This is a genomic window from Nostocoides sp. F2B08, from assembly GCF_009184895.1.
Taxonomy (GTDB): domain Bacteria; phylum Actinomycetota; class Actinomycetes; order Actinomycetales; family Dermatophilaceae; genus F2B08.
In genome coordinates this window covers 519,080-542,401 of the sequence record NZ_WESE01000004.1, presented here as the reverse complement: position 1 = coordinate 542,401, position 23,322 = coordinate 519,080, and the positions used below count along the sequence as shown (strand labels likewise).

Genomic DNA, 23,322 nt, shown 5'->3' with positions numbered 1-23,322 from the left:
CGAAAGACACCACCGCTGCAGGCGCACCCTAGGGTCGGGTCATGAGCGACCTCCTCATCCGCAACGCCCGCCTCGTCGATGGGCGGGTCGTGTCGATCGACATCCGCGACGGCCGGTATGCGCGCATCGCCGATGCATCCGACGTCCGCACTCCCGAGCAAGAGGCGGCAGACGTGCTCGACGCCGACGGCCGACTCGTCACGGAGTCGTTCGTCAACGGTCACATGCACCTCGAGAAGGTCTACACGCTCCCGATGGTCGGGGACGAGGCACTCGGGGCCTACACCGCCGGGTCGATGGGCGGCGCGATGACCTCGATCGAGCTCGCGTCGGCGGTCAAGCGGCAGTACGACCGGTCCTGGATCGAGCCCAACGTGCGGCGCGCGCTGGACGAGGCGGTCCGCTACGGCACACTCCACGTGCTGGCCTTCGTCGACGTCGACACGACCGCTGGGCTGGTCGGGATGGAGTCGGTCCTCGCCGTGCGCGAGGAGTACCGCGGGCGGGTCGACCTGCAGGTGGTCGCGTTCCCGCAGGACGGTCTCATCCGCGACGAGGGCGCGGCCGAGCTGTGCGAGGAGGCGCTGCGGATGGGGGCCGATGTCGTCGGCGGCATCCCGTGGATCGAGCACACGGATACCGATGCGTATGCGCACGTCGAGTGGGCCTGCTCCCTCGCCTCCGCGCAGGGCAGGCGGGTGGCGATGCTCGTCGACGACTCAGGTGACCCCTCGCTGCGCACGACGGGGATGCTCGCCGAGGCGATGCTCCGCCACGACCTCCTGGGACGCGGGGTGGCATGCCACGCACGGGCGTTGGGCACCTATCCGGAACCCTCACTGCTGCGACTCATCGGGCTGGCGCGCAGGGCCGGACTCGGCTTCGTCTCCGACCCGCACACCGGGCCGCTGCACCTGCCGGTGCGCCGGTTCATCGACGAGGGGCTGCCGGTCGCACTCGGGCAGGACGACATCGAGGACGCGTACTACCCGTTCGGTCGGCACAACATGCTCGAGGTCGCCTTCCTCGCCGCGCACCTCCTCGGCTTCCTCAGCGCGGTCGAGCAGCGACACCTGCTCGAGCTCGTCACCACCCGCGCGGCCGACGTGCTCGGACTGCCTGGCCACCGCATTCACGAGGGGAATCCGGCCAATCTCTGCATCCATGACCAGGAGCGGGTCGTCGACGTCCTGCGCGAGCACGCCGCGCCGCAGTGGGTGGTCCGCGACGGCCACGTCATCGCGGGCGGCTGAGACGGGCTCAGCCGGCCCTCCCGTGGCGCGCCTCGAGGTAGGCGAGCACGGCGCGGACCCGGCGGTGCTCCGACGGGCCGCCCTCGCTGAGGCCGAGCTTGGCGAGGATGCTGCCGACATGCGACTCGACGGTTCGCTCGGCGAGGACGAGCCGAGCGGCGATTCCGGGGTTGGCGAGGCCCTCGGCCATGAGCGCGAGCACTTCGAGCTCGCGTCGCGTGAGCGCGGACAGGGAGTCGCGACCGCCGGCCAGCAGTCGCGCGACGACCTCGGGGTCGAGCGCCGAGCCGCCCGCCGCAACGCGACTGAGCGCGTCGACGAACTCGTCGACGTCGAGCACCCGGTCCTTGAGCAGGTAGCCGAACCGGCCGGTCGCGACCAGCTCTACGGAGAGCCGCGTCTCGACGTGTTGCGACAGCAGGAGCACCCCCACCTCGGGTGCCCGCCGCCGCACCTCGGCGGCGACCTCGGCGCCGTCGTGGGCATTGTTCGGCGGCATCCGGATGTCGAGCACGGCGACATCGGGCCGGTGCTCGAGGACCGCCGCGAGCGCGGAGGGCGCGTCCGCGGCCGAGGCGACGACCTCGTGTCCCAGCTCACCCAACAGCGCCGCCAGCCCCTCACGGAACAGCGCCGAGTCCTCGCCGATCACGATCCGCACGGGATCACCGCCTCGATCGAGGTGCCCTGCGCGAGAGGGCTGCTCACGTCGAGCGACCCGCCGTGAGCGTGCACCCGGTCCCGCAGCCGCGCCAGCCCCGAGCCCGGCACGACCTTCGCCCCACCGGCCCCGTCGTCGCGGACGACGACCCGCAGGTGCTCGTCGTCGTGTCGCACGTCGATCGCGACCCGCGATGCGCCGGCGTGTTTGACGGCGTTCGCGACGCCCTCGCTCGCAACGTAGTACGCAGTGAGGCTGACGTGGTCGGGGATGCCGTTGGCCGAGTACGACACCTCGACCGGCAGGGCGCTGGAGCGGGTGAGGTTGTCAAGCGCCGCCGGCAGCCCGTCGTCGAGTGAGCTGGGGCGCAGGCCGTGGGCGATGGCGCGCAGCTCGCCGACCGCGTCGGCGATCTGGGTGACGGCTGTGTCGACGAGGGTGTCGAGGTCGACCGGCTGCCCGGACGCCGCGTGCCGCTGAGCCACCCGCAGCCGCATGCCGAGCGAGACGAGCCGCTGCTGCGCGCCGTCGTGCAGGTCCGTCTCCAGGCGCCGCCGCTCTTCGTAGCCCGCCTCCAGCAGCCGCTCGCGGCTCGCCTCGACCTCGGCCAGTGCGTCGGCGAGCTCGCGCCGCAGCCGGACCTGGTCGGCGAGCAGCCCACTGGCCGTGAGGATCTCGCTCGGCACCGGCGCTCCACGTGGCCCTGGCACGACGAGCCCGACATCGTGCCCGCCGGAGCGGATCGGCTGTCCCCGCACGTCCTCGACCGGCTCGCCGGAGACGTCGAGGTATGCGGTGCCCCCGGGCCGTCGGTAGCCCACCCGCAGGCCGTCGTCCCGCAATGCCTCGCGCAGCACCTCCTCCAGCCGCTCCGGTTCGTCGCGCCCGGCGCCGACCCGCTCGGCCAGCGCGGCAACGGCGTCCAGGGCGGCTGCGCGCCGCGGGTGAAGACGGCGTCCCAGCACGCGGAGCAGGAACGAGCGGGCCGGGAGGAGCGCGATCATCACCGCCACCGTCGCGACGACGGCGGCGGTGACCGAGTCCGCGCCCAGGGTGCGGCCGAGGAGGCCCGAGACCAGCGCATACCCTGCGAGGACGCCGACGGCGAGGATCCCGTAGACGCCGGCGAGCACGATCGCCCGGTCCACGTCGTAGAGGTCGTGGCGCAGCATCGCGACGAACGTCGCGGCCGGCATCGCGAGGTTGAACGCGACGAGGCCGACGACGACCGGCTCGGGTCCGCCGACGACGAGGTAGCCCACCCAGCACAGCACGAGCGTGGCGGGCAGGAGCGACGCGGCGAGCAGCATCCAGCGCATCTGGGCGCGTGCGCGCGGGTCGGTGCTCGCCGCGTGCCTACGCCATAGCGAGACGCCCGGGCCGATGAGCGCCAGCAGGAAGAACGGCAGCAGCGCGAGGGAGAGGTAGCCGACCGGATGCGTGCCGAGCGGGCGCGGCCAGTCGTCCAGCGGCGGCATGAGCGGCTCGGGGATGACCGCGGTGAGCAGGTTGAACAGCACGGGAATCGTCAGCAGCGCCACGACGCTCGCCCGCCCGACCCGACCCCAGGGTCGGCCGTCGGGAAAGAGGGCGACGACCATCGCATACGGCACGAACCACGCCATCCACACGCCCTGGGTGAGGACCCACAGGAGGGGGCTCGCAGGCAGTCCGCTCGGCTCGGCGGCGAGGGCGTCCTGCCATGTGCCGTGCGCGTTGATGAGCGCGATCGCCGTGCCGGCGGCGGTGAGCCACGTGCCGACCCAGTTGGCCGGGTCGTGACGGATGACGAGGTAGCCGGCCGCGAGCGGCGCGATGACGACGACCCATGAGAGGGCGGTGACGAAGATGTTGGCGCGCCCGCCGAGGTCGATGGTCGCCCAGAGCGAGAGGAGCAACAACACCGCCGTAGCGGCCCACAGGGCCACCGTCACGCGCTTGGGCCAGGGCACGAGCCCACGGTAGGGCCGCGGCGGCGGCCGCGTCATCAGTGCAGGCACGGAGGCTTTGTCGGGGTCCGCCCGGGCGACGGATTCGGTATGCGCCACGAGGCTTTCGCGGGCCGCCGCCGACAGGCTGGCAGGGGTCGGGCGAACCGCCGCCCGGCACTGGTCCAGTCCTAGTCGACGTCCCAGTCACAGCACAGTCCAGGAGGCTGACATGTCCGAGACCCTCACCCCACCACCGTCGTCCGGTGCGCCAGCGGCCGTGCCCGTCGCGGTCGCGACGCGGCGGGACCTGCGCCGCACCTGGCGGATCCTCGCCGCGATCGTCATCCCGCTCGGGCCGTTGGCGGTGACCTTCATGCGGTGGGTCATGCCGTACTGGACGGACCAGACGACGGACGAGGCGGTCCCCATCATGGCCGACAACCTCGGCGGGATGGCGGCGCTCAACTGGTTGGCGCTGCTCGGCTATCCGTTCATGCTGCTCGGTGCGCTGGCGCTCGGCTTCGCGCTGCGGCGCCGGGTGCCGGTGCTCGCCACGATCGGCTCAGGGGTGCTGTTCATGGCGTACGCGCTCGGGGCGATGGTCGGGTCGAGCGACGTCGTTGCCGAGGCGATGCTGCGAGCCGGCTACGACGACGCGACGGTGGTCGACGTGTCCACCCTCGTCATGGATCACCCGACCGGGCTGGTCGGCATCCTCGCCTTCGTCTTCGGCCATCTGCTCGGACTGATCCTGCTCGGCATCGCGGTCGCGCGCTCGGGGCTCGTGCACTGGTGGGTCGGCGTGCTCATCGTCGTCGCGCAGCCGGTCCACGTCATCTCGGCTGTCCTCGTCCCGAGCCGGGCGCTCGACGTCATCGGGGGCTGGGGTGCGACGACGCTCGGCTTTGCGATCGTCGCGCTCGCCGTGCTGCGGACGAGCGACGACGAGTGGGACGCGCCCCCGCTGCCGCGCGAGGAAGAGCAGGCGTACTGAGCGCGTACTCGGAGGCGGTGCGGCTCCGCTTGCTCCGCATCCGGGCGTTGTGTCATGGAGACGCGCCGACGTCGCACACGGTTCGTCGGCGTGTCTCCATGACACAACCGGTCGCGGCCTTCGCTCAGGCGGTGGCTGACTTGCGGCCCTTCGTGAAGTACAGGATCGGGCCGATGTAGTTGATCGCGATCACGGCGGCCCACTTGCCCTTGCTGCCGTTCACCTGGTCCGCGGGGCGGGTGGCCAGGTCGGCCCAAGCGCTGACCGCCAGAGACAGCTGAATGGACATCATGGTCAGCGCGGTGGCGCGCTGTCTGGTGGTGAGCTCGTCCCACTTCTTCTTGGCCATGGGGTGGTCCTTCCCTCTCTGTCGTGGATAGGCGTGCTGGCGGTCAACGACTGGCGCGCGAGATGGCGCCGAAATCCGTGGATTCCCTGAACGTGCCGACCCTGACCGTGCCGGCGGCCGGCCGTCGCAGCGACCACCCGTTGATGCGGGTGGTCGGCTGCGGCGGGGCGGAGAAGTAGTACGTGTCGCGCACGCGCACGGGCGGGCCGGTCGCGACCAGGTCGAGAGCGACGGGTGCCGCCACGATGCGACTGCTCTCCGCGCCGGTGCACTCGTCGTACGTGATCTCCGTCAGCTGCGCCGTGGCTGCGGCATCGGCGGCATCGAGGCGGTGACTGACCTGCACCGGTGTCGCGACCTCCCCGAAGGTGTCCCGGTATCGGTAGCCGATCTCGCCGTCGGCGCACTCGACCGCGGTCACACCCAGCGCCGAGGCCGTCAGGAGCATCTTCTTCGCGGGTGCCGGGCCGACGGTCGCGGCCACGATGGCGTCCTCGAAGAGCACTCCCAAGCCGCTCTCGGGCTCGTAGAAGGCCGACGCGCCGCCCACGGCGCCGAGTCCGCCCTCTGGGGCGACACTGTCAGGGACCTCCGGCTGGGTGCCGCGGCGCACGAAGTGCTCGACGGCGTACTTCAGCCACGCCGCGTCGCTGTCCGCGTCCACGAAGCCGTCGATGACGGCTTGGCCCGTACCGTCGCGGGCGATGCTCGTGACGCGCGCCCGGTCGAAGGCGTTCCGTGCGGAAGCGGAGCCGGTCATTCGCGCGCGAATGAGTTCGGTGGTTCCGGTGACGTCGATCGAGACGTGCCGCGCGGGAAGCACGGTCGTCACCTCGTCGGCGCCGCAGCCGGCGACGACGCTGTGCACCAGGTCCACGACGCCTTCGCCGTGCGCGGTCAGCAGCCGCGGGTCGACGTCGAACACCATGGGCCCGGGCCGCGAGGCGAACGGGTCCTCGGTGCGCACCGTCTCGGTGCGCACGTCCTCGCTCCCGTCCGGGCACGAAACCGGCTCCTCGCTGCCGAAGAACACGTCGACGGTGACCTCACCCTTGACGACGCTGCGGAAGCCGACGGCGCCCACGAGCTCCCCAGGCCCGCCATCGACGAACACCGACGCCTGGTAGTACCTGAGGCTGTCGACCGTCGTCGGGGTCGATCCGGCAGCACCCCCGGCCGAGGCCGTTCCTCCCGTCGCGGCGGCCATCGCGACCGCGAGAACCACTGCCATCCTCCTCCGTCTGGTCATGGCCCCTCCTTCGACAGGCCGCTCCGGCCTCGGCCATCGAGGCTCAGGTCGGCGCCATCGCGTCTCTTCCGACGGTACGCCGCTGCTCCCCGAGGCGCAGGAGAACTCCGATCTTCGGTTTGCCCTACTGTCGGCTCATGGCACCGAGATCCTGGTGGGGCTGGGGCAACGTCGAGGATGCCGTCACCGGCGCCGAGGAGGACGCGCTGGTCGCCCGGGTGGCGGGGCTCCTGCCCGACCATGACTTCACCGTGCACCAGCCGCCCGAGGTCAGCGACCTCGACCTGCCGCCGTCCCGTGTGGTCGTCCCGAACGCCCTGGCGGCGATCGCGTCGCCGGACCCGGAGGACCGAGTGGCGCATGCCCGTGGCAAGGCCTACCGAGATGTGGTGCGCAATCTCGAAGGCGACCTCGCGCATACTCCCGACGTCGTCCTGCGACCACGTGGCGAGCAGGACGTCGTCGACGCCCTCGACTGGGCGGCCTCGGCCGGCGTGGCGATCGTGCCGTACGGCGGCGGCACCTCGGTGGTCGGTGGGGTCGAGCCGCGCTTCGACGCGCCTGCCGCCAGCCTCGATCTGACCGGCCTCGACCAGGTGCTGGAGATCGACCGCGCCAGCCGGGCCGCCCGCGTCCAGGCCGGGGTCCTCGGGCCGGCACTCGAGGACCAGCTGCGTCCCCATGGGCTGACGCTGCGCCACTTTCCGCAGTCCTTCGAGTTCTCCAGTCTGGGCGGCTGGCTCTCGACCCGTGCGGGTGGTCACTACGCGACCGTGCTCACCCACATCGACGACCTGACCGAGAGCCTGCGAGTCGTGACGCCGGCGGGCGTCAGCGAGTCGCGACGGCTGCCCGGGTCGGGCGCAGGACCGTCCCCGGACCGACTGTTCCTCGGCTCGGAGGGGGCGCTCGGCGTGATCACAGAGGCGTGGGTCCGCCTCCAGGACCGTCCCGGCTGGCAGCGGTCGGTGACCGTCGACTTCGACTCCTTCGACGACGCGGCCGCGGCGACGCGTGCCGTCGCCCAGTCCGGACTGCATCCGAGCAACTGCCGGCTCCTCGACCCGATGGAGTCCATGGTTGGCGCGGGCCTCTCGACGAAGGGCGGACTGCTCGTGCTTGCGTTCGAGTCTGCCGACCACCCGGTCGGCCCGTGGCTGGATCGCGGGCTGGAGATCGTCCGCGACCACGGCGGCCACCCCGGGCGGGTCGTGGCCAAGGAGCCGGGCCGGGACTCCCCGCCGCCGACGAGCCCGGCCGACGCATGGCGTTCGTCCTTCCTGCGGATGCCCTACCAACGCGACGCCGTCGCCCGCCGGAGCCTGATCGTCGAGACCTTCGAGACGGCCTGCACGTGGGACCGGTTCGACGAGCTGCACGCGGCGATCACGACGGCTGCCTACGACGTCATGACGTCGGTCGGCGCTCCCGGGGTCCTCACCTGCCGCTTCACGCACGTCTATCCGGACGGTCCTGCGCCCTACTACGGCGTCTACGCCTCGGGACGGTGGGGTTCCCTGGTGCCGATGTGGGACGAGATCAAGGCCGGCGTCTCCGAGGCGATCATCGCCCACGGTGGGACGATCACCCACCACCACGCGGTCGGTCGCGACCACGCCCCCTGGTACGCGCGACAGCGTCCCGAGCCGTTCGCCGCCGCCCTTCGGGCTGTCAAGGCCGCCCTCGACCCGCGCGGCGTTCTCAACCCAGGGGTCCTCGGACTCTGAGCCGACGGTTCGCGCAGGAGTCAGTCGTTGGTCGTCGACGTGGCGTACTGAAGGGCCACCGGCTCGAAGGTGGCGAAGTAGGCCTGGGTCACGGGGTCGCCGAGGATCGAGGCCATGACCGCCTCCAGGGCGGCGCGGTCGTCGTAGACGGTCATCCCGACCGCGAGGTCGTCGGCGTCCTTGCCCTTTACGACGCGGAACTCCCAGCTGTCGCGCACGCCGGGCTGTTCGGAGAGGAGCCGGATGAACTCCGGTCTTGTCTTCTCGAAGCGCGAGCGGTCGGTGACCCGCCGCACGCCGACCTCCAGGACCTGGCCGGGCTTCGAGGCCAGGTCGGCGAGATCGAACGCGGGGCCCTCGGTGGGCTCGACGTAGACGTAGGCCTTGAGATCCATGGTCCGGGCGAAGCGCAGGAAGTTCCAGACCACCCGGGGGTTGCGCTGGATCCGCGCGTTGGCGGCCAGGCTCTCGTAGGTCGTCATCCCGATGAAGACATCCGTCTCGTCCGGGGTCGGCATCGCGAGGAAGGACTCGAACTCGCGGTCGACGAGCGCGGCCGGCTGCTGCTTGAGCACCCGGATGAAGGCGGCCCGACGCTCGCGGAAGGTCTGCTCCTTGCCCGGTTTGACCTTGCGGACGGCTATCTCGTGGACGTGGGTCATCGTCGTGCTCCCTGCTGGGGAAGGCGGGCTGGATGGTCGGACACGGGGACCTCATCTCTGAGTATTACCTGAAGTTTCAGATATCTTATGAGCGGATTACCTGAAGGGTCAACTATTCTGACCGGGTGAATGTACGGGACCTCGATCCGACCGAGGCTGCCGCCTGGCGCGCCATGGTCGTGTTCTGGCGGCTGGGTCTCCCGAAGCTGGAGCGCACCTTCCGCCGGGTGGGGCTGAGCCACCTGGAGTACGGCTTCCTGGCCGTCCTCGCCGAGCAGCCCGAGAGCGCGATGCCCGCGGGCGAGCTCGCAGACCTGGCGGGGATCAGCTCGAGCCGGCTTTCCCACCGCCTCAAGGGTCTGGAGGCCGCTGGGGACATCGCGCGGCGCCCCGACCAACACGACCGGCGAGGGGTGGTCGTCGTCCTCACCGACCAGGGACGCGAGAAGGTCGAGCGGGTGTACCGGCAGCATCTCGCCGACGTCCGCAACCTCGTCTTCGACCACCTCAGCGCGGCCCAGACGAAGGCTCTGCAGGAGGTCATGACCGCTATCGCCGGGCCTCTCACCTCGCACGCGTTCCTCTCGGCAACGGACGAACGCTAGATACGGCGCCTCGTTCGTCGCGGCCGTGCCGCGAACCCGCTGAGGGTGTGGCGACGTCCGACCCGGCGAACCGCGTCAGCGGTGCGGAGCGAACTCGTCGAGGACGCGTTCGGCGTAGGCCAGCGCCTCGCGGGGGTGGCTGGACAGGCGGTCGACGCGAGGGGAGAGGTTGAGGTCGAGAAGAACCTCGGTGGCACCGTCGGACCCGAGCCGCTCGAGGTCGGCGAGGATCTGCCGCGTGCTGCCCTGGAACGGTCTGCGTTCGGGACCCGCCTCGTTGTCCCACAGGTCCGGGACGACTCGCGCGAGGATACGCAGGGTATGCGGGTCGCGCCCCGCGTCCATCGCACCCTCACGCACGGTCTCGACGCTGCGCGCGATCGTCCCAGAGTCGTGGGTGCTGCTCGCGATCCAGCCCTGGGCGAGTCGGCCGGCCCGGCGCAACGCCGGCTCGGCGCTCGCTCCGACGAGGATCGGAGGGTGCGGCTGCTGCACCGGGGCCGGAGAGAGGAACGAGGCCGGCACGGTGTAGAACTCGCCGGAGAACTCGACGGGTCGCTGCGTCCACAGCGCCTGCAGACAGCGCAGGTACTCCTCGAAGCGGGCGCCCCGCCGCTCCATCGGGACGCCGGCGGCGATGTGCTCCTCGGGCAGCCAGCCCATCCCGACGCCCACGGTCAGCCGGCCGCCGGAGACGACGTCCAGCGAGGCCATCGTGGAGGCGAGCTGTGCGGGAGAGGTGAACGGCGCGCATACCGTCGCCGTGCCCAGACCGATCCGCTCGGTGTGCCCGGCCGCCAGCGCGAGGGCGACCGCGGGGTCGAGGACGCTGCGGTGGGCCGGCCCGAGCCGTCCGTCGGCCGGCGAGAGGATGCGTTGGTACGCCCACAGCGAGGCGTAGCCGAGCTCTTCCGCCCGACGCGCGACCCGGATGATCGTCTCCCGCGTCGCCCACGGCCCGGACACCGGCAGGCCGAACCCGAGCAGGGGGCGGTTCGAGGTCACCGGAACACTGTGGCACGACGACCGACCGACTCTTCTCTCTCGACCCTTCGCTCTCGACGTCCGGACCGACCTGAGGGATGCATGTCTCAACGAGGCCACAACGGCCCGGCCCCAGAGGTGACCTTTGCGCCCGCGTGTGGTAGCCATCGTGAGGTGAGCCAGACCGCGCGCGAGCGTCCCGCCGACGTCGGCGGCCCGACGGTGCTGGTCGTCGACGACGACGAGGCGATCCGCACCGTGGTCCGCTGGCAGCTGGACTATGCGGGGTATCGCGTGCTCGAGGCGGAGGACGGCGCTGCCGCGCTGCGCCGGATCCGGGACGACCACCCGGCTCTCGTCGTCCTCGACCTATCACTGCCCAGGCTCGGGGGTCTCGACGTCCTGCGAGAGGTGCGCGGGGGCGGCACCGGGCGCACCGACCTGCCGATCATCGTGCTGTCCGGACGCAGCGGAGAGACCGACCGCATCGTGGGCCTCGACCTCGGGGCTGATGACTACCTCATCAAACCGTTCTCACCCGGTGAGCTCGCGGCGCGGGTCCGGTCGGTGCTGCGGCGCGTCAGCCCGGAGCTGACCGGAGAGGCGCATGTGGTGGGCCCCCTCCACGTCGACGTGGCGAGCCGACGAGTCACCGTCGACGGCGTCGAGGTGGAGCTCACGCCGAAGGAGTTCGACCTCATCGCCTTCCTGGCGGTGCATCCTCGTCAGGTGTTCACCCGTGCCCAGCTGCTCGAGAAGGTCTGGCACTCGTCCTCCGAGTGGCTCGGCGAGGCGACCGTGACCGAGCACGTGCACCGGCTCCGCCTCAAGCTCGAGGCCGACCCGTCCCACCCGCGCCTGCTGCGCACCGTGCGCGGTATCGGCTACCAGCTCATGGACGAGTCGTGAGCACGGCCGAGCCGCTCCGCCACAGTCCGGGGGCCGTCTCCGACGACGAGCTGATGCTGGCCCGCCAGACGCAGGTGCTCGAGCTCATCGCCCGCGCCGCACCGCTGCACGAGGTGCTCACCGAGATCCTCACCTCGCTCGAGTCCTTGATGCCGGGCGCCCGGTGCTCCGTGCTGCTCCTCGATCGGGATCGTGGGACCCTCCACCACGGCGCCGCGCCGAGCCTGCCCGAGCACTACGTCGCCGCGATCGACGGCATGGCGATCGGCGCGGACGCCGGCTCGTGCGGGACGGCCGCCGCTCTCAACACGGCTGTCGTCGCGACCGACGTCCGCACCGACCCTCGGTGGATCCGGTTCCGGCACATCGCCGACTCGGCCGCGCTCCGCAGCTGCTGGTCGACCCCCATCGACGGTCCCGACGGGCTGCCCGTGGGCACCTTCGCCGTCTATCACCATGTGCCGCACAGCCCGACCCGGCGAGAGGCGCTGTTCGTCGAGCGCTTCACCCACCTCACCGCGGTCGCCATCGCGCACGCCGCCCTCATCGGCGATCTCGTCAGCAGCGAGGAACGTTTCCGCCGGTCCTTCGACGACAACCCCATCGGCATGGCCATCCTCGGTCCCGACCGGGTGATCGCCCGGTGCAACACCGCCCTGACGACCTTGGCCCTCGACGGCTCCGAGCCGGTCGGCCGCCCGTTCACCGCCCTGCTCACGCCGACCCAAGGGTCCCTCGACGACCGCTTCGAGACACTCGACGGGGGTCACGCGGCCCGGGTCGTCTTCGAGGCCGCATTGCACCGGGCCGGCCGCCCCGACGTCGACATCGAGGCGACGATGTCGCTGCTGCACGGCCACGACGGCGGGCCTGCGCAATACATCGTCAACGTCCTCGACCTCACCGAGCGCCGGGCTGCCGAGCGGCACCGCCGCGCGCTGCTCGAGGCCGAGACGGCGCGCCGCACGGCGGAGGAGCTCTCGCACGTCAAGTCCGAGCTGCTCGCCGCAGTGGGGCACGAGGTGCGCACCCCGATCCAGGCGATCGTCGGCTTCGCCGAACTGCTCGGCACCATCGACCTCGAGCCGGAGCGGCGCCGCGAGGCTCTCGACCACATCAGCGCGGCCGCGGGGCACGTCATGGACCTGCTCACCGACGTCCTCGACCTCAGCCGCCTCGAGGCAGGCGCGCTGCCGCTCGCGCTCGAGCCGGTTCGGGTCGACGAGGTCGTCGACGAAGTGTTCGCGCTGCTGTCGGCGAAGGCGGAGCAGCGCCGAGTCGGGCTCTCGCACGACGTCGACGACCAGGTGGTGCTCGCCGACCGGCGCCGGCTCCGTCAGGTCCTGCTCAACCTCGTCGGCAACTCGGTCCGGCACGGCAACACCGGCGGAAGCGTCGACGTCCGGGTCCTACGGACCGCCGACCCGACCTGGGTGGTGCTGTCGGTCGACGACGACGGCCCCGGCATCCCGCCCGACTTCCTGCCGCGGGCGTTCACCGCGTTCGCCCGGCCCAGCGCCGCGTCGGCCGACGAGCCGCCCGCGACGGAGGCAGCGGCCGACGGCCCGCACGAGGACGGCATCGGCCTCGGCCTCGGACTGGCCCACGGGCTCATGGACGCCATGGGGGGCGACCTGGCCCTCAGCCGCTCGACCTCGACCGGCACCTCGATCACGCTGCGGCTCCCGCGACCCGAGGCGTCCTCGTGAGCGACACGCGAGTAGCGGCGGTCGTCCCGGTCAAGCGTCTGGCGGCCGCGAAGTCACGGCTGCGGCTCCCCTCCGACCAGCGCGCTGCTCTGGCGCTCGCCTTCGCCCTCGACACCGTCGACGCGCTGCGTGCCAGTCCCGTGGTCGCCGGCGTCCTCGTCGTCACCTCCGACCCCGAGGTCGCCTCCCATCTGCATCGGACGGGCGTCGCCGTGGTGCCCGACGACACCACCGCCCTGCACGACGCGGTGGCCGTCGGCATCGCGGCCGCTGCGGTGTGTTGGCCGGGCCTCGGCGTTGTGGTCGTCCCGGCCGACCTCCCGTCGCTCCGCCCGGAGGACGTCGAGCGGGTCGTCCGCCTCGGCCAGGAGACGGACGGCGCCTTCGTCCCGGACCACGGGGGCACCGGGACGACCATCGTCGTCCACGCCGCAGGTCGGTCGGCCGCAACCCGCTACGGCCCGGGGTCCGCCGCTCGCCACCGCGAGCTCGGCCTGACACCGCTCGAGCAGGCACCCCCACGCGCACGTCACGACGTCGACACCCTCGAGGACCTGGACGTCGCACTGACCCTCGGCGTCGGGCCCCGAACCGCGGCTGCGGTCGCCACCCTCACCGAGGCACGGCCCGCGTGACCCTCACGCGCTGTCTGAGGCCGCCCATCCGGTGACGTCGACGATCCGGCAGACGAGCACCTTATGGAACGGCTTGTCCGCATACTGCGGAACGGTCCGCGACAACCGGTCGGCGAGCTCGTCGGTCAGCGTCTCCGGCGGGTCGTCCACATGCTCGAGCCGGGCCCGGACCCACCACAGCCGGGACCAGTCCTCGCTGTCCCAGTGCTCGATGAGGAGCGAGGCGCGCGGGTCCGACTCGAGGTTGTCCTCGCGCTGCAGCCGCGAGGAGCGTTTCGGCTTGACCCGATCGATCGGGACACCGATATGACCGTCCCCGCTCACCGCATACACGACCGGCTGCGGGTCCGGACCACGCTCGGGGTGGAGCGTGCACAGCACACCGTGCACCTCGGCGTCCAGGCGGGCGCGTGCCTTCTCGGCGGAGAGTCTCATCGCTCGGCTCCTTCGTGGTCGCGGGCGGGAGACTTCAGACTAGGTGCGCGACATCATCGTTCTCTCAACGCGGCGGGAGGCGCCTTGACGCCCCGCGGCCGAGCCGGGATGTTGGCCGCATGAACCTCGCCGCCTGGGTGGAGCGCAACGGACGCCGACTGCGGGACCGGCCTGCGGTGGCCGTCGGCGAGCAGGTGCACGCCACCTGGGGCGGGTTCAGCGAGCGCGTGGCAACGCTCGCAGGAGGTATGCGCGAGGGACTCGGTCTGTCCGCCGGCGACCGCGTGGCGATCGTCATGAACAACCGGCCCGAGTACCTCGAGGCCATGCTCGCGGCCTGGCACGCGGGGCTCGTCGCCGTTCCGGTCAACGCCCGCCTGCACCCCGACGAGATCGGCTACATCCTCGACCACAGCGGCACCCGCGTCGTGCTCATCGACGAGGCGCACGCAGGCGACGTCACCCCGCTCGAGGTCTCGGTCGACTCTGTGGAGCGGGTCATCGTCGCCCCGGGTCCCGAGTGGGACGAGCTGCTGTCAGCTGCGCCGATGGGCCTCGTCGACCGGGCCGCCGCCGACCCGGCGTGGCTGTTCTACACGAGCGGTACGACCGGACGTCCGAAGGGCGCGACCCTCACGCACGGCAACCTGCTGATGGCCTCGTTGAGCTACTTCGCCGACATCGACGCGGTGTCCGCCGACGACAGCGTCCTGCACGCTGCGCCGCTCTCGCACGGGTCGGGGCTCTACGGCATGCCCCACATCGCCAAGGGCGCGGTGAGCGTCATCCCTGCCTCGGGTCCGCTCGACGGCGCCGAGCTGCTCACCCTCCTCGAACGCTGGCCGGGGATGTCGTTCTTCGCGGCGCCGATCATGGTGCGGCGCCTGGCCGCCGACCCTGCCCTGGCGGGTGCAGACCTGTCGGGGCTCAAGACGGTCATCTACGGCGGCGCCCCGATGTACCTGCCCGATCTCGAAGCGGCTCTCGAGACGTTCGGTCCCCGTCTGGCGCAGATCTACGGGCAGGGCGAGTCGCCGATGACGATCACCGGGCTGTCGAAGGCCGACCACGCCGACCGTGACCACCCGCGGTGGCGGGAACGGATGCAGAGCGTCGGCTCGACACGCACCGACGTCGAGGTCCGGGTCGTCGACGCGGACGAGCGGGAGCTCCCGCCGGGCGAGGCCGGCGAGGTCGTCGTGCGCGGTGGCGTCGTCATGGCGGGCTACTGGGACCAGCCGGAGGCGACGCGCGAGACGCTGCGCGGCGGCTGGCTGCACACCGGCGACGTCGGCAGCTTCGACGAGCACGGGTACCTGACGCTGCACGACCGGTCCAAGGACCTCATCATCAGCGGGGGGATGAACATCTACCCCCGTGAGGTCGAGGAGGCGATCATGACCCACCCCGGGGTGCAGGCCGTCGCCGTCGTCGGCCGGGCCGACCCGGAGTGGGGTGAGTCGGTGGTGGCCTTCGTCGTCGCAGGCGGCGACGGTGCCGCGCCCACCGGGGAGGACCTGGACCGCACCTGCGTCGAGCGGATCGCCCGCTACAAGCGCCCGAAGGAGTACCACTTCGTCGACGCGCTGCCGACGAACAACTACGGCAAGGTCCTCAAGCGGGAGCTACGCGAGCAGCTGCGGGACGGGGCGGCGCGATAGCGCGGCGGGGGCGGGGTCTGGGTCGTGTTGAGGAAGCAGCGTTGAGGAAACCATGAGGTCCGGACCCCTTGCGGGGCCGCGGGCCGCGGGGTTGTCTACGTCACAAGGGCCGACCGGGACTGGAGCCCAGCCCCGGACGGCCCGGCCACGACCGCCCGAAGGAGATGTGACCGATGAAGCTCGCCCTCTACCTGCCGACGTTCCGCAACCACGTCACGGTCCAGGAGCTCGCCGACCTCACCGACCTCGCCGAGGAGCTCGACTTCGACTCCGTCTGGACCCTCGACCGGGTCGTCGTGCCCGAGGCCTCGGATCGCGGTGAGCTGCAGTACTCCTTCGGGATGATGAAGGAGTTCCCGACCCAGCTGCCGGTGGAGTCGCGGGGCAAGTGGTTCCAGGGCTGGCCGTTGCTGCCGTGGCTCGCGGCACGCACGGAGAAGCTGCGGATCGGCATGAGCATCACGAACACCCCGTTCCGCGGCCCCGGCGTCTTCGCCGCCGAGTGCGCGACCGTCGACCACCTCTCCAACGGTCGCCTCAATGTCGGCATCGGCTCCGGCTGGATGCCCGAGGAGTTCGCGGCGGCCAGCGCCGCCGACCGGTTCCCCCGTCGGCACGCCCATGTGCGCGAGACGATCGAGATCTGCAAGGGGATCTGGACCAACGAGCTGTTCGAGTACCACGGCGAGTTCGCCGACTTCGAGCCGTGCGGCTTCGGCCACAAGCCGCTGCAGGACCCGCACCCGCCGATCTACTTCAGCGGCCTGCGCGACCCGAAGCGGTCGGCCAACCGGGTCGCGAAGTACGGCCTCGCGGGGTGGATCGGCATCCAGGACACCCCGCGCGAGTTCACCGAATGGCGGACCGCCATCGCGCGCGAGCTGGAGGAGCTCGGCAAGTCCATCGACGACCTCGACATGTGCAGCATGATCTGGTTCACGATCACCGACGAGGAGGTCGACCAGACCGACAACGGCAAGGTCTCCAACATCCTCGTCGGGACGGCCGACCAGATCGCCGACATGCTCAAGCGGTACAAGGAGGCGGGGCTCACCATGCCGCTGCTCTGGCCGCCCTTCGCGGACGTGCCGGTGTCGAAGACACTCGATGACCTCAAGCGCCTCAAGGAGGAGATCATGCCCAAGGTCGAGGCCGCCTGAGCACCACGACCGCGACCGACCCCATCAGAGAGCACCGATGACACCGACGACCGGTCGCCGTGGTGACCGCACCTGGCTGATCGCAGTCGCGGCGTCCCTCTGGGGCATCTCCTCGCTGTGGCGCGGCCCGCTCGCCCGGGAGTACCCGTCGCTGACGATCGTGTTCTGGGAGCACGTCGTTCTCACGCTGCTCACGCTGTGGTGGCTGCGACCCGCGCTGCGCCGCCTGGCCCTAGCCTCCGTTCGCACGAAGCTGAGCGTGCTCGTCATCGGCGCCGGCTCCTCCGCCCTCGCGACGGTCCTGTTCACGGCGGCCTTCCGCCTCGGCGACCCGGTCACCCCGCAGGTGCTGCAGAAGCTGCAGCCGCTCATCGCCATCGCGCTCGCCGCGGTGATCCTGCGCGAGCGGCTGCGGCCCAGCTATCTGTGGTTCGCTGCTCCGGCGATCGTCGGGGCGTGGCTGCTCGCCTTCCCCGACCCCCTGTCGGTGTCGGTGGCGAGCGCGCAGGCGGCGCTGTTCGCGGTCGGCGCCGCCGCGCTGTGGGCGGCGGGCACGGTGCTCGGCCGGGCCGCGAGCGCCGAGCTGCGCTTCTCGGACCTGACGGCTCTCCGGTTCGCCCTCGGGTTCGTCACCCTCGCCGTCACCGCGGTCGTCACCGACACGCCCCTGACGATCGGCACCGACGCGGCGGTGAACATCGCCCTGCTCGCCCTCCTCCCCGGGCTGCTCGCGCTCGTTCTCTACTACCGGGGGCTCAGCCACACGCCCGCGTCCCGCGCGACCCTCGCCGAGCTCGCCTTCCCGCTCACAGCCGCGGTCGTCGGGGTCGCCGCGTTGGGCGCTCGCCCCGAGGTCTCGCAATGGGTCGGCTTCGTCGTCCTCCTGACCGCCGTCGTCGGGCTGGCCCTGCACGAGAAGCGCAGTGAGCAGCCGTCGGTGGCGGTGCCGGACGAGGCCACCGAGGCACTCGCGGATCGGATCCGGGTCAGGGCCCCTGTCTGACCCCCGGGCGGATGCCGAGGAGGTGGGCTGGCGCCTTCCGCATGACAACCTCAGAGCTGCAGTTGGATGTGCAGTGCGTCCTTGAGCTCGGCACACTCTTCCTGGTGCCGGAACAGTGGTCATCCTCCGGCTCCACCTATGTCGTGCGAGATCGCGATCCCTGTCCACTGAAGCGCACGCTAGAATTATGTACATGATCACGATCCCCCTGGCCGAAGCCCGAGCGAACCTGTCCAGGTTGGTCGACGAGGCGATGATGACGCACGAGCGCATCGAGGTGACGAAGAACGGACGTCGTGCGGCGGTCATCCTGAGTGTCGACGACTTCGACTCGATCATGGAGACTCTCGACGTCCTGAGTGACTCCGAGCTTGTGGCCGCCATCGTCGAGGGGGAGGCAGAGATCCGCCGCGAGGAGACCAGCACCGTGGACGAGGTCGGAGCTGCTCTTGCAGCCCGCACCCAGACCGGGTCGTGACGTATCGCATAGTTCTATCCGCGAGCGCCAGGCGGGCGTTGACCGATGTCCTACCCCAAGCGGCCGCCGCCGCGTGCTTCGAGTTCATCCGAGGTCCTCTCGCGGAGAACCCTCATCGCGTCGGCAAGCCGCTCCGTGGCCGACTCGAGGGTCGGCACTCCGCGCGCCGCGGCGAGTTCAGAGTCATCTATCGCATCGACGACGGCCGCATCCTCGTCGAGGTGATCACCATCCAGCACCGCCGTGACGCATACCGCTGACGATGATCCGAGCTCGATCATCGGTCGCGACACACGATGTGACGAGAGATGGTTGTGCGCACGTTTTCGGCCCTTCAGCGTGCGCAACACCATCCGTCGTGCCCACCGGCGACGCCCCTCAGGCGATGTCCCGCCGCCGGTAGCCGACGAACCCCACTGCGGTGAAGAGCGCCGCCACGACGGCGAGCCCGACCAGTCCGAACCAGGCCGGGTCGGTGGCGCCGACGTTGGGCACGTGCCAGAGCGGGGAGATGTCGAGCACCCACTCGTCGAGGTCGAACAGCGGACCGAGGATGGTCAGGGCGAAGGTCGCGACGACGGCCATCCACCCGATGAGCCGCTTCGAGGGCTCGGCGCCGACGACGGCGATGGCCAGGCCGACGAGCACCCACACCGCCGGGATCGTCGCGACCGCCTGACCGAGGACGTCGCCGAAGCCGATCGTGTCGCCGGTGGCGTCGGCCACGAGCCCCATGACCGATGCGGCGAGCAGCATGCCGACCGCGGTCGAGACGAACGCGATGACCGCGTGGCTGGCCAGGTGCGTGGCCCGGCTGATCGCGCCGCCGAGCATCGGGTCGGCGCGGTCCTCGGTCTCCTCGGCGTACAGCCGCATGACGATCTGCACGCCGTGGACGGCGGCGTAGATCCCGAGGATCCGGATCATCGTCAGGAGGAACTCGCCGACGAGGTCGTCCTGGGAGACCGCGCCCGAGGCGAGGACCTGCCCGATGCCCGGGTTCTCCGCGATGACGTCGGTGAGGGTGTTGGCGAGGAACCCCAGTAGCGTGCCGAGGACGACGAAGCCGACCATCCAGGCGACCATCGTCGGCCGGTGCAGCCGCAGCGCCAGCCCCCAGACGTTCCCGACCATCCCCGCGCGCCCCGGCCCCGGACGCGGCGGCACGAGCCCCATCCCGAAGTCGCGACGCGCGTGCAGCGTCAGCCCCACCGCGACCAGCGCGACCGCGAGCCCGACCACCAACAGCAACGGCCACCACACGTTGTCGACCGCCGGCCGCGTCTCCTGCAGCCAGCCGAACGGCGTGAGCCACGTGGCCCAGTCGGGCGCCCCGGAGGAGTCGATGTATCCGCGCACGACGAACAGTCCCGCGAGCACCGAGACCGCTACGGTCGACGCGGACCGGGCGTCGGACCCGATCTGCGCGGCGATGATCCCCACCCCGGCGAAGAGCATCGCCGATGCCGTGAAGGTCGCCGACAGCATGACCGAGTCCGCCACCGCTCCGCCGAACGCGATCGTCACGAGAGCGGACACCACACCGAGCAGGACCGCGGCGATGAAGGCCAGCGCCACCGCGACCGCCGGTCGCGCCGCACGCCCCACGACTCCGGTCGCCACGAGCTCGGCACGGCCGGAGTCCTCGTCCGCGCGCGAGTTGCGCACGACGATGAAGATCGCCATCATCCCGGCGAAGAACGCGCCGAGCGCGCCGGCCCGCCAGGCGTTGAACCCGTCGGCTGTCGTCAGGTCGATCGGCTTGCCGAAGATCAGCGCCATCGCCGGGTTCGCGGTGATGTTGAGCTGCAGGATCCGCTGGGCCTCGGGATCGGGGAACACCCAGTCGTAGACGAGCACCGAGCTCGCCGACAGGACCGAGATCAGCGCGATCCACGGCGCGATGTTGACGCGGTCCTGAGTGAGCGCCACGTGCAGAAGGGGACGTGCTCCGGTGAGGCGGGCGCGCATACTCAGGCCTCCGGCTTCGCGTGCCGCCCGACGTGACCGGCGTCGCCGGCCACCGAGTTGCCCTCCCCGTAGTGGCGGAGGAACAGGTCCTCGAGCGAGGGCGGCGAGACGGTCAGCGACGTGATCCCGTAGCGGCCGAGCAGCGCCATCGCCTCGCCGACGCGGTCGGCCTCGACCGCGCCGGAGACGTGGGTGCCGTCGAGGTGGGCATCCTCGAGGAGGGCGAGCTCCTCGACGGTATGCGGCGCGCGCTCGAGCGTGGCCCGCACCTGGGTGCGGGTCCGGTGGCGCAGCTGGTCGAGGGTGCCGGTCTCGACGACGACGCCGTCGCGGATGATGCTGACCCGGTCGGCGAGGGCCTCGGCCTCGGAGAGGATGTGGCTGGAGAGCAGGACGGAGCGGCCGCGGGCCTTCTCGGCCTCGATCTCCTCCTGGAACACCATCTCCATGAGCGGGTCGAGGCCGGAGGTGGGTTCGTCGAGGATGAGCAGCTCGACGTCGGAGCAGAGGGCGGCGACCAGGGCGACCTTCTGTTTGTTCCCTTTGGAGTACTGCCGGCCGCGTTTGGTCGTGTCGAGCTCGAAGCGCTCGATGAGGTGGGCGCGCCTCGTCTCGTCGAGGCCGCCGCGCAGGTTGCCGAGCAGGTCGATCGCCTCGCCGCCGGTCAAGGCAGGCCACAGGCTGACGTCACCGGGCACGTAGGCCAGGCGACGGTGCAGCTCGACGACGTCGTGCCACGGGTCTCCGCCGAGGACCTCGACCCGGCCGGCGTCGGCCCTGAGCAGGCCGAGCAGGACCCGGATCGTCGTGGACTTGCCGGCGCCGTTGGGGCCGAGGAACCCGTGCACCTCCCCGCGCGCCACCTGAAGGTCCAGGCCGTGGAGGGCGGTGAACGAGCCGTACGACTTGACCAGTCCCTCGACGGTGATGACCGAGTCCATGCCCGTCAATGTACGCCCGGCCCCGATCCACGCAGCGGCACGTCTGGGGTCTGAGGTGCTCATCCGGGCTCTCGCCCGCGATGTCGGTTCGGGGGCGCACCTCCGAGCCGTGGCATGATCGTGGCATGACGCGCATACGGTTGAGCACGACGGTCGACGGAGACCTCCTGGCCAGCGCCCGGAAAGCTTCGGGCAAGCCCGACTCGGCCATGGTCGACGAAGCCCTTGCCGCACTGCTCGCCCGCCATCGTGCAGCCGAGGTGGACGCCGGCTACGCGGCCTATGACGCGCACCCACTCGACGAACCGGACGAATGGGGTGACCTGGCCTCGTTCCGGCGCGCAGCTGCGGCCTCTTGACGGACCTCCCCGCCCGGGGTGAGGTGTGGTGGTGCGAGGTGGCCGAGATCGGCCGCAGACCTGTGGTCGTCCTCTCGCGGGACGCCGTCATCCCACGCCACCGCCGCGCCCTGATCGCGCCGTGCACGACAACCATCCGGGGCCTGCCGAGCGAGGTCGTCCTCGAGCCCGGTGAGGACCCGGTGCCACGTCGGTCGGCGGTCAACCTGGACTCGGTCGAGAGTGTCTCGATCGCGATCCTCGTCGAGCGGCTGGGACGGGTTGCGGAGGGTCGGGTGCGGCAGATCTGCGCTGCTCTCGCCATCGCAGTGGACTGCACGGACTGAACCTCCGGGAGAGAGGACGCCTCGAGGCCAGGTCATGTCTGCGACGGCGCCGCGGTCCGGGCGGGGCGGTGCGAGCCGGCCAGGACGCGCGTGACGATGCGGGGGTGCATGAGCTCGGACGGGCGGGCGAGCATCCCGATGACGCGGACGAAGGCCGCACCGACGACCGGGTCGCGGTGGGCCACCGGGAGCAGCCGCTGCAGGTAGGCGTTGGTGACCCGCCAGGACAGCGGCCGGGCCCGTCGACCCGCGGGTTGGCGAGTGCGGAGCCCGTCGCCAGGTCCCAGGCGTCATGGACGGCCCATCCTGCAGCGGCGAGCAGCCGTGGGCCGGCGTCGTCGAGGCCGCCGTCGTCGAGGACGCGACCGGTCTCGACGGCTTCGATGATCGCGACGGTCATGCCCTGGCCGAAGCGCGGGTCGAAGGAGCAGACCGCGTCCCCGCTGACGAGATATCTCGCGGGTAGGCGGGCCAGCCGGTCGAACCGTCGCCAGGACGCCGCCGGGAACGCGCGCTGTCGGGGCTCGCTCACGGGCTCGGCGTCGCGGACGATGTCGTGCAGGTCCGCGAAGGGGAGGCTGCGCGCATACTCGACGAAGCCGTCGAGGTCGGCGGGTGGCCGCTCACCGAGCATCCCAATGAGCGTCACGAGCCACCGGTCGTCCTCGACCGCCAGTGCCACCCCACCCCGGGTGCCGTCCGGTGGGATGTCGACGAGCACGTTCTGGCACCCGTCGAGATCGGCCGGGTCGCGTCGGAACAGCCGGGTCGCGTAGTGGATGTCGACCGCGACGCGCACCTCCTCGATGCGTCCGTAGCCGAGGTCCGCCAGCCACCGAGGGGAGCGCGAGCCCTTGCCGGTGGTGTCGACGACGAGATCGGCCGCCAGTGTCTGCTCCTGCTGCGGGTCGTGCTGCGACTGCAGGCGCACGCCCGTCACGCGGTCCCGGTCCGGGGTCGTCGTCAGCTCCTGTGCGCCCCAGCCCTCGAGGAGATCCACCCCGTCCATCTCCAGGACGCGCTCGCGGACGACGCTCTCCAGCAGCGGACGGGTCGCACCGGTGATCCGGACGTCGGCGTCGGTGAGGTCCACCGGCCCGCCGCCCATGTGCAGTCGCCACAACGAGGAGTCGATGAGGTGCGCGCCGGCGGTGGTCATCTCGTCGGTCACCCCCGGCAGCAGCTGCTCGAGCCGGGCCAGGCCCCCGGGGACGAGCAGGTGGATGTGATCGCCCTGCGGCACCCCGCGATGCGGCTCAGGCCCGCGCGGCAGGACGTCACGCTCGACGAGCGTGACCCGGTCGAAGCGTCGAGCCAGCG

The 23,322-nt window shown here is 71.4% G+C and carries 23 protein-coding genes; 14 read left to right on the top strand and 9 right to left on the bottom strand.

Features of this window, described 5'->3' with window-relative positions; genetic code table 11:
• The first annotated feature begins 41 nt into the window (after positions 1 to 41).
• Positions 42 to 1,253, top strand: a complete 1,212-nt coding sequence (locus tag GA707_RS12365; RefSeq protein WP_152178720.1) for an amidohydrolase family protein — start codon at positions 42 to 44, stop codon at positions 1,251 to 1,253.
• A 7-nt stretch (positions 1,254 to 1,260) separates the two neighbouring features.
• On the opposite strand, the gene GA707_RS12360 is transcribed toward GA707_RS12365, so the two are convergent.
• Both GA707_RS12360 and GA707_RS12355 read right to left on the bottom strand, forming a co-directional pair.
• On the bottom strand, positions 1,261 to 1,914 hold the full coding sequence (locus GA707_RS12360; RefSeq protein WP_152178719.1) for a response regulator transcription factor: 654 nt from the start codon (positions 1,912 to 1,914) through the stop codon (positions 1,261 to 1,263).
• On the bottom strand, positions 1,902 to 3,866 hold the full coding sequence (locus GA707_RS12355) for a histidine kinase (protein ID WP_193315315.1): 1,965 nt from the start codon (positions 3,864 to 3,866) through the stop codon (positions 1,902 to 1,904). The genes GA707_RS12360 and GA707_RS12355 overlap by 13 nt, the downstream gene beginning before the upstream one ends.
• A 208-nt stretch (positions 3,867 to 4,074) precedes the next feature.
• On the opposite strand from GA707_RS12355, the gene GA707_RS12350 reads away from it, so the two are divergent.
• Positions 4,075 to 4,839 carry a hypothetical protein gene (locus GA707_RS12350; RefSeq protein WP_152178717.1) on the top strand — a complete coding sequence of 255 codons (765 nt, stop codon included), beginning with the start codon at positions 4,075 to 4,077 and terminating at the stop codon, positions 4,837 to 4,839.
• Between the two features lie 124 nt (positions 4,840 to 4,963).
• On the opposite strand, the gene GA707_RS12345 is transcribed toward GA707_RS12350, so the two are convergent.
• Complete coding sequence (locus tag GA707_RS12345) at positions 4,964 to 5,188, bottom strand: PLDc N-terminal domain-containing protein (protein WP_152178716.1); 225 nt, start codon at positions 5,186 to 5,188, stop codon at positions 4,964 to 4,966.
• A gap of 43 nt (positions 5,189 to 5,231) precedes the next feature.
• Complete coding sequence (locus tag GA707_RS12340; protein WP_152178715.1) at positions 5,232 to 6,437, bottom strand: hypothetical protein; 1,206 nt, start codon at positions 6,435 to 6,437, stop codon at positions 5,232 to 5,234.
• A gap of 137 nt (positions 6,438 to 6,574) precedes the next feature.
• Between GA707_RS12340 and GA707_RS12335 the strand changes: the two genes are divergently transcribed.
• The gene (locus GA707_RS12335) at positions 6,575 to 8,164 is read left to right on the top strand and encodes an FAD-binding oxidoreductase (protein ID WP_152178714.1); all 1,590 of its coding nucleotides are present in this window, start codon (positions 6,575 to 6,577) and stop codon (positions 8,162 to 8,164) included.
• Between the two features lie 20 nt (positions 8,165 to 8,184).
• Here the strand turns inward: GA707_RS12335 and GA707_RS12330 are convergent, their stop codons facing one another.
• Positions 8,185 to 8,826, bottom strand: coding sequence for a hypothetical protein (locus GA707_RS12330; protein ID WP_152178713.1), 642 nt, complete (start codon positions 8,824 to 8,826; stop codon positions 8,185 to 8,187).
• 125 nt (positions 8,827 to 8,951) lie between these two features.
• Between GA707_RS12330 and GA707_RS12325 the strand changes: the two genes are divergently transcribed.
• Entirely contained in the window at positions 8,952 to 9,431 is a 480-nt protein-coding gene (locus GA707_RS12325) for a MarR family winged helix-turn-helix transcriptional regulator (protein WP_152178712.1), read from the top strand.
• A 75-nt stretch (positions 9,432 to 9,506) separates the two neighbouring features.
• Here GA707_RS12325 and GA707_RS12320 read toward each other — a convergent pair whose 3' ends face one another.
• Positions 9,507 to 10,436, bottom strand: a complete 930-nt coding sequence (locus GA707_RS12320; protein ID WP_152178711.1) for a TIGR03619 family F420-dependent LLM class oxidoreductase — start codon at positions 10,434 to 10,436, stop codon at positions 9,507 to 9,509.
• Between the two features lie 153 nt (positions 10,437 to 10,589).
• On the opposite strand from GA707_RS12320, the gene GA707_RS12315 reads away from it, so the two are divergent.
• The 3 genes from GA707_RS12315 to cofC are packed head-to-tail and all read left to right on the top strand — an operon-like array spanning position 10,590 to position 13,668.
• Positions 10,590 to 11,324, top strand: coding sequence for a response regulator (locus GA707_RS12315; RefSeq protein WP_226963746.1), 735 nt, complete (start codon positions 10,590 to 10,592; stop codon positions 11,322 to 11,324).
• The gene (locus GA707_RS12310) at positions 11,321 to 13,033 is read left to right on the top strand and encodes a GAF domain-containing sensor histidine kinase (RefSeq protein WP_226963745.1); all 1,713 of its coding nucleotides are present in this window, start codon (positions 11,321 to 11,323) and stop codon (positions 13,031 to 13,033) included. The genes GA707_RS12315 and GA707_RS12310 overlap by 4 nt, the downstream gene beginning before the upstream one ends.
• Positions 13,030 to 13,668, top strand: coding sequence for a 2-phospho-L-lactate guanylyltransferase (cofC, locus tag GA707_RS12305; protein WP_152178709.1), 639 nt, complete (start codon positions 13,030 to 13,032; stop codon positions 13,666 to 13,668). The genes GA707_RS12310 and cofC overlap by 4 nt, the downstream gene beginning before the upstream one ends.
• 3 nt (positions 13,669 to 13,671) lie before the next feature.
• Here the strand turns inward: cofC and GA707_RS12300 are convergent, their stop codons facing one another.
• Positions 13,672 to 14,103: a pyridoxamine 5'-phosphate oxidase family protein gene (locus tag GA707_RS12300; protein ID WP_152178708.1), complete on the bottom strand. Its 432-nt coding sequence runs from the start codon at positions 14,101 to 14,103 to the stop codon at positions 13,672 to 13,674.
• A gap of 119 nt (positions 14,104 to 14,222) precedes the next feature.
• Here GA707_RS12300 and GA707_RS12295 point away from each other — a divergent pair, with 119 nt between their 5' ends.
• From GA707_RS12295 to GA707_RS12275, 5 genes are all read left to right on the top strand, one after another.
• Entirely contained in the window at positions 14,223 to 15,764 is a 1,542-nt protein-coding gene (locus GA707_RS12295; protein WP_152178707.1) for an AMP-binding protein, read from the top strand.
• A gap of 173 nt (positions 15,765 to 15,937) precedes the next feature.
• Complete coding sequence (locus tag GA707_RS12290; RefSeq protein WP_152178706.1) at positions 15,938 to 16,924, top strand: LLM class flavin-dependent oxidoreductase; 987 nt, start codon at positions 15,938 to 15,940, stop codon at positions 16,922 to 16,924.
• Between the two features lie 37 nt (positions 16,925 to 16,961).
• Positions 16,962 to 17,927 carry a DMT family transporter gene (locus tag GA707_RS12285; protein WP_152178705.1) on the top strand — a complete coding sequence of 322 codons (966 nt, stop codon included), beginning with the start codon at positions 16,962 to 16,964 and terminating at the stop codon, positions 17,925 to 17,927.
• Positions 17,928 to 18,120: 193 nt separating this feature from the next.
• Positions 18,121 to 18,405, top strand: coding sequence for a type II toxin-antitoxin system Phd/YefM family antitoxin (locus tag GA707_RS12280; protein ID WP_193315314.1), 285 nt, complete (start codon positions 18,121 to 18,123; stop codon positions 18,403 to 18,405).
• On the top strand, positions 18,402 to 18,665 hold the full coding sequence (locus tag GA707_RS12275; protein ID WP_152178703.1) for a type II toxin-antitoxin system RelE/ParE family toxin: 264 nt from the start codon (positions 18,402 to 18,404) through the stop codon (positions 18,663 to 18,665). Before GA707_RS12280 ends, GA707_RS12275 begins: the two co-directional genes overlap by 4 nt.
• Before the next feature lie 118 nt (positions 18,666 to 18,783).
• Here the strand turns inward: GA707_RS12275 and GA707_RS12270 are convergent, their stop codons facing one another.
• Positions 18,784 to 20,376: an ABC transporter permease gene (locus GA707_RS12270; protein ID WP_152178702.1), complete on the bottom strand. Its 1,593-nt coding sequence runs from the start codon at positions 20,374 to 20,376 to the stop codon at positions 18,784 to 18,786.
• 2 nt (positions 20,377 to 20,378) lie between these two features.
• The gene (locus tag GA707_RS12265; protein WP_152178701.1) at positions 20,379 to 21,317 is read right to left on the bottom strand and encodes an ABC transporter ATP-binding protein; all 939 of its coding nucleotides are present in this window, start codon (positions 21,315 to 21,317) and stop codon (positions 20,379 to 20,381) included.
• A 125-nt stretch (positions 21,318 to 21,442) separates the two neighbouring features.
• Here GA707_RS12265 and GA707_RS12260 point away from each other — a divergent pair, with 125 nt between their 5' ends.
• Together GA707_RS12260 and GA707_RS12255 are read left to right on the top strand one after the other, a co-directional pair.
• On the top strand, positions 21,443 to 21,676 hold the full coding sequence (locus GA707_RS12260) for a DUF2191 domain-containing protein (protein WP_152178700.1): 234 nt from the start codon (positions 21,443 to 21,445) through the stop codon (positions 21,674 to 21,676).
• A gap of 23 nt (positions 21,677 to 21,699) precedes the next feature.
• Positions 21,700 to 22,002: a type II toxin-antitoxin system PemK/MazF family toxin gene (locus GA707_RS12255; RefSeq protein WP_226963763.1), complete on the top strand. Its 303-nt coding sequence runs from the start codon at positions 21,700 to 21,702 to the stop codon at positions 22,000 to 22,002.
• Positions 22,003 to 23,322: the final 1,320 nt, after the last annotated feature.

Bases quoted from the DNA above. Each gene is read 5' to 3' on its own strand.
- GA707_RS12330 (WP_152178713.1), bottom strand. From the start codon at position 8,826: ATGACCCACGTCCACGAGATAGCCGTCCGCAAGGTCAAACCGGGCAAG.
- GA707_RS12300 (WP_152178708.1), bottom strand. From the start codon at position 14,103: ATGAGACTCTCCGCCGAGAAGGCACGCGCCCGCCTGGACGCCGAGGTG.
- GA707_RS12270 (WP_152178702.1), bottom strand. From the start codon at position 20,376: ATGCGCGCCCGCCTCACCGGAGCACGTCCCCTTCTGCACGTGGCGCTC.
- GA707_RS12350 (WP_152178717.1), top strand. From the start codon at position 4,075: ATGTCCGAGACCCTCACCCCACCACCGTCGTCCGGTGCGCCAGCGGCC.
- GA707_RS12280 (WP_193315314.1), top strand. From the start codon at position 18,121: ATGATCACGATCCCCCTGGCCGAAGCCCGAGCGAACCTGTCCAGGTTG.
- GA707_RS12260 (WP_152178700.1), top strand. From the start codon at position 21,443: ATGACGCGCATACGGTTGAGCACGACGGTCGACGGAGACCTCCTGGCC.
- GA707_RS12285 (WP_152178705.1), top strand. From the start codon at position 16,962: ATGACACCGACGACCGGTCGCCGTGGTGACCGCACCTGGCTGATCGCA.
- GA707_RS12290 (WP_152178706.1), top strand. From the start codon at position 15,938: ATGAAGCTCGCCCTCTACCTGCCGACGTTCCGCAACCACGTCACGGTC.
- GA707_RS12365 (WP_152178720.1), top strand. From the start codon at position 42: ATGAGCGACCTCCTCATCCGCAACGCCCGCCTCGTCGATGGGCGGGTC.
- GA707_RS12335 (WP_152178714.1), top strand. From the start codon at position 6,575: ATGGCACCGAGATCCTGGTGGGGCTGGGGCAACGTCGAGGATGCCGTC.
- GA707_RS12340 (WP_152178715.1), bottom strand. From the start codon at position 6,437: ATGACCAGACGGAGGAGGATGGCAGTGGTTCTCGCGGTCGCGATGGCC.
- GA707_RS12265 (WP_152178701.1), bottom strand. From the start codon at position 21,317: ATGGACTCGGTCATCACCGTCGAGGGACTGGTCAAGTCGTACGGCTCG.
- GA707_RS12345 (WP_152178716.1), bottom strand. From the start codon at position 5,188: ATGGCCAAGAAGAAGTGGGACGAGCTCACCACCAGACAGCGCGCCACC.
- GA707_RS12295 (WP_152178707.1), top strand. From the start codon at position 14,223: ATGAACCTCGCCGCCTGGGTGGAGCGCAACGGACGCCGACTGCGGGAC.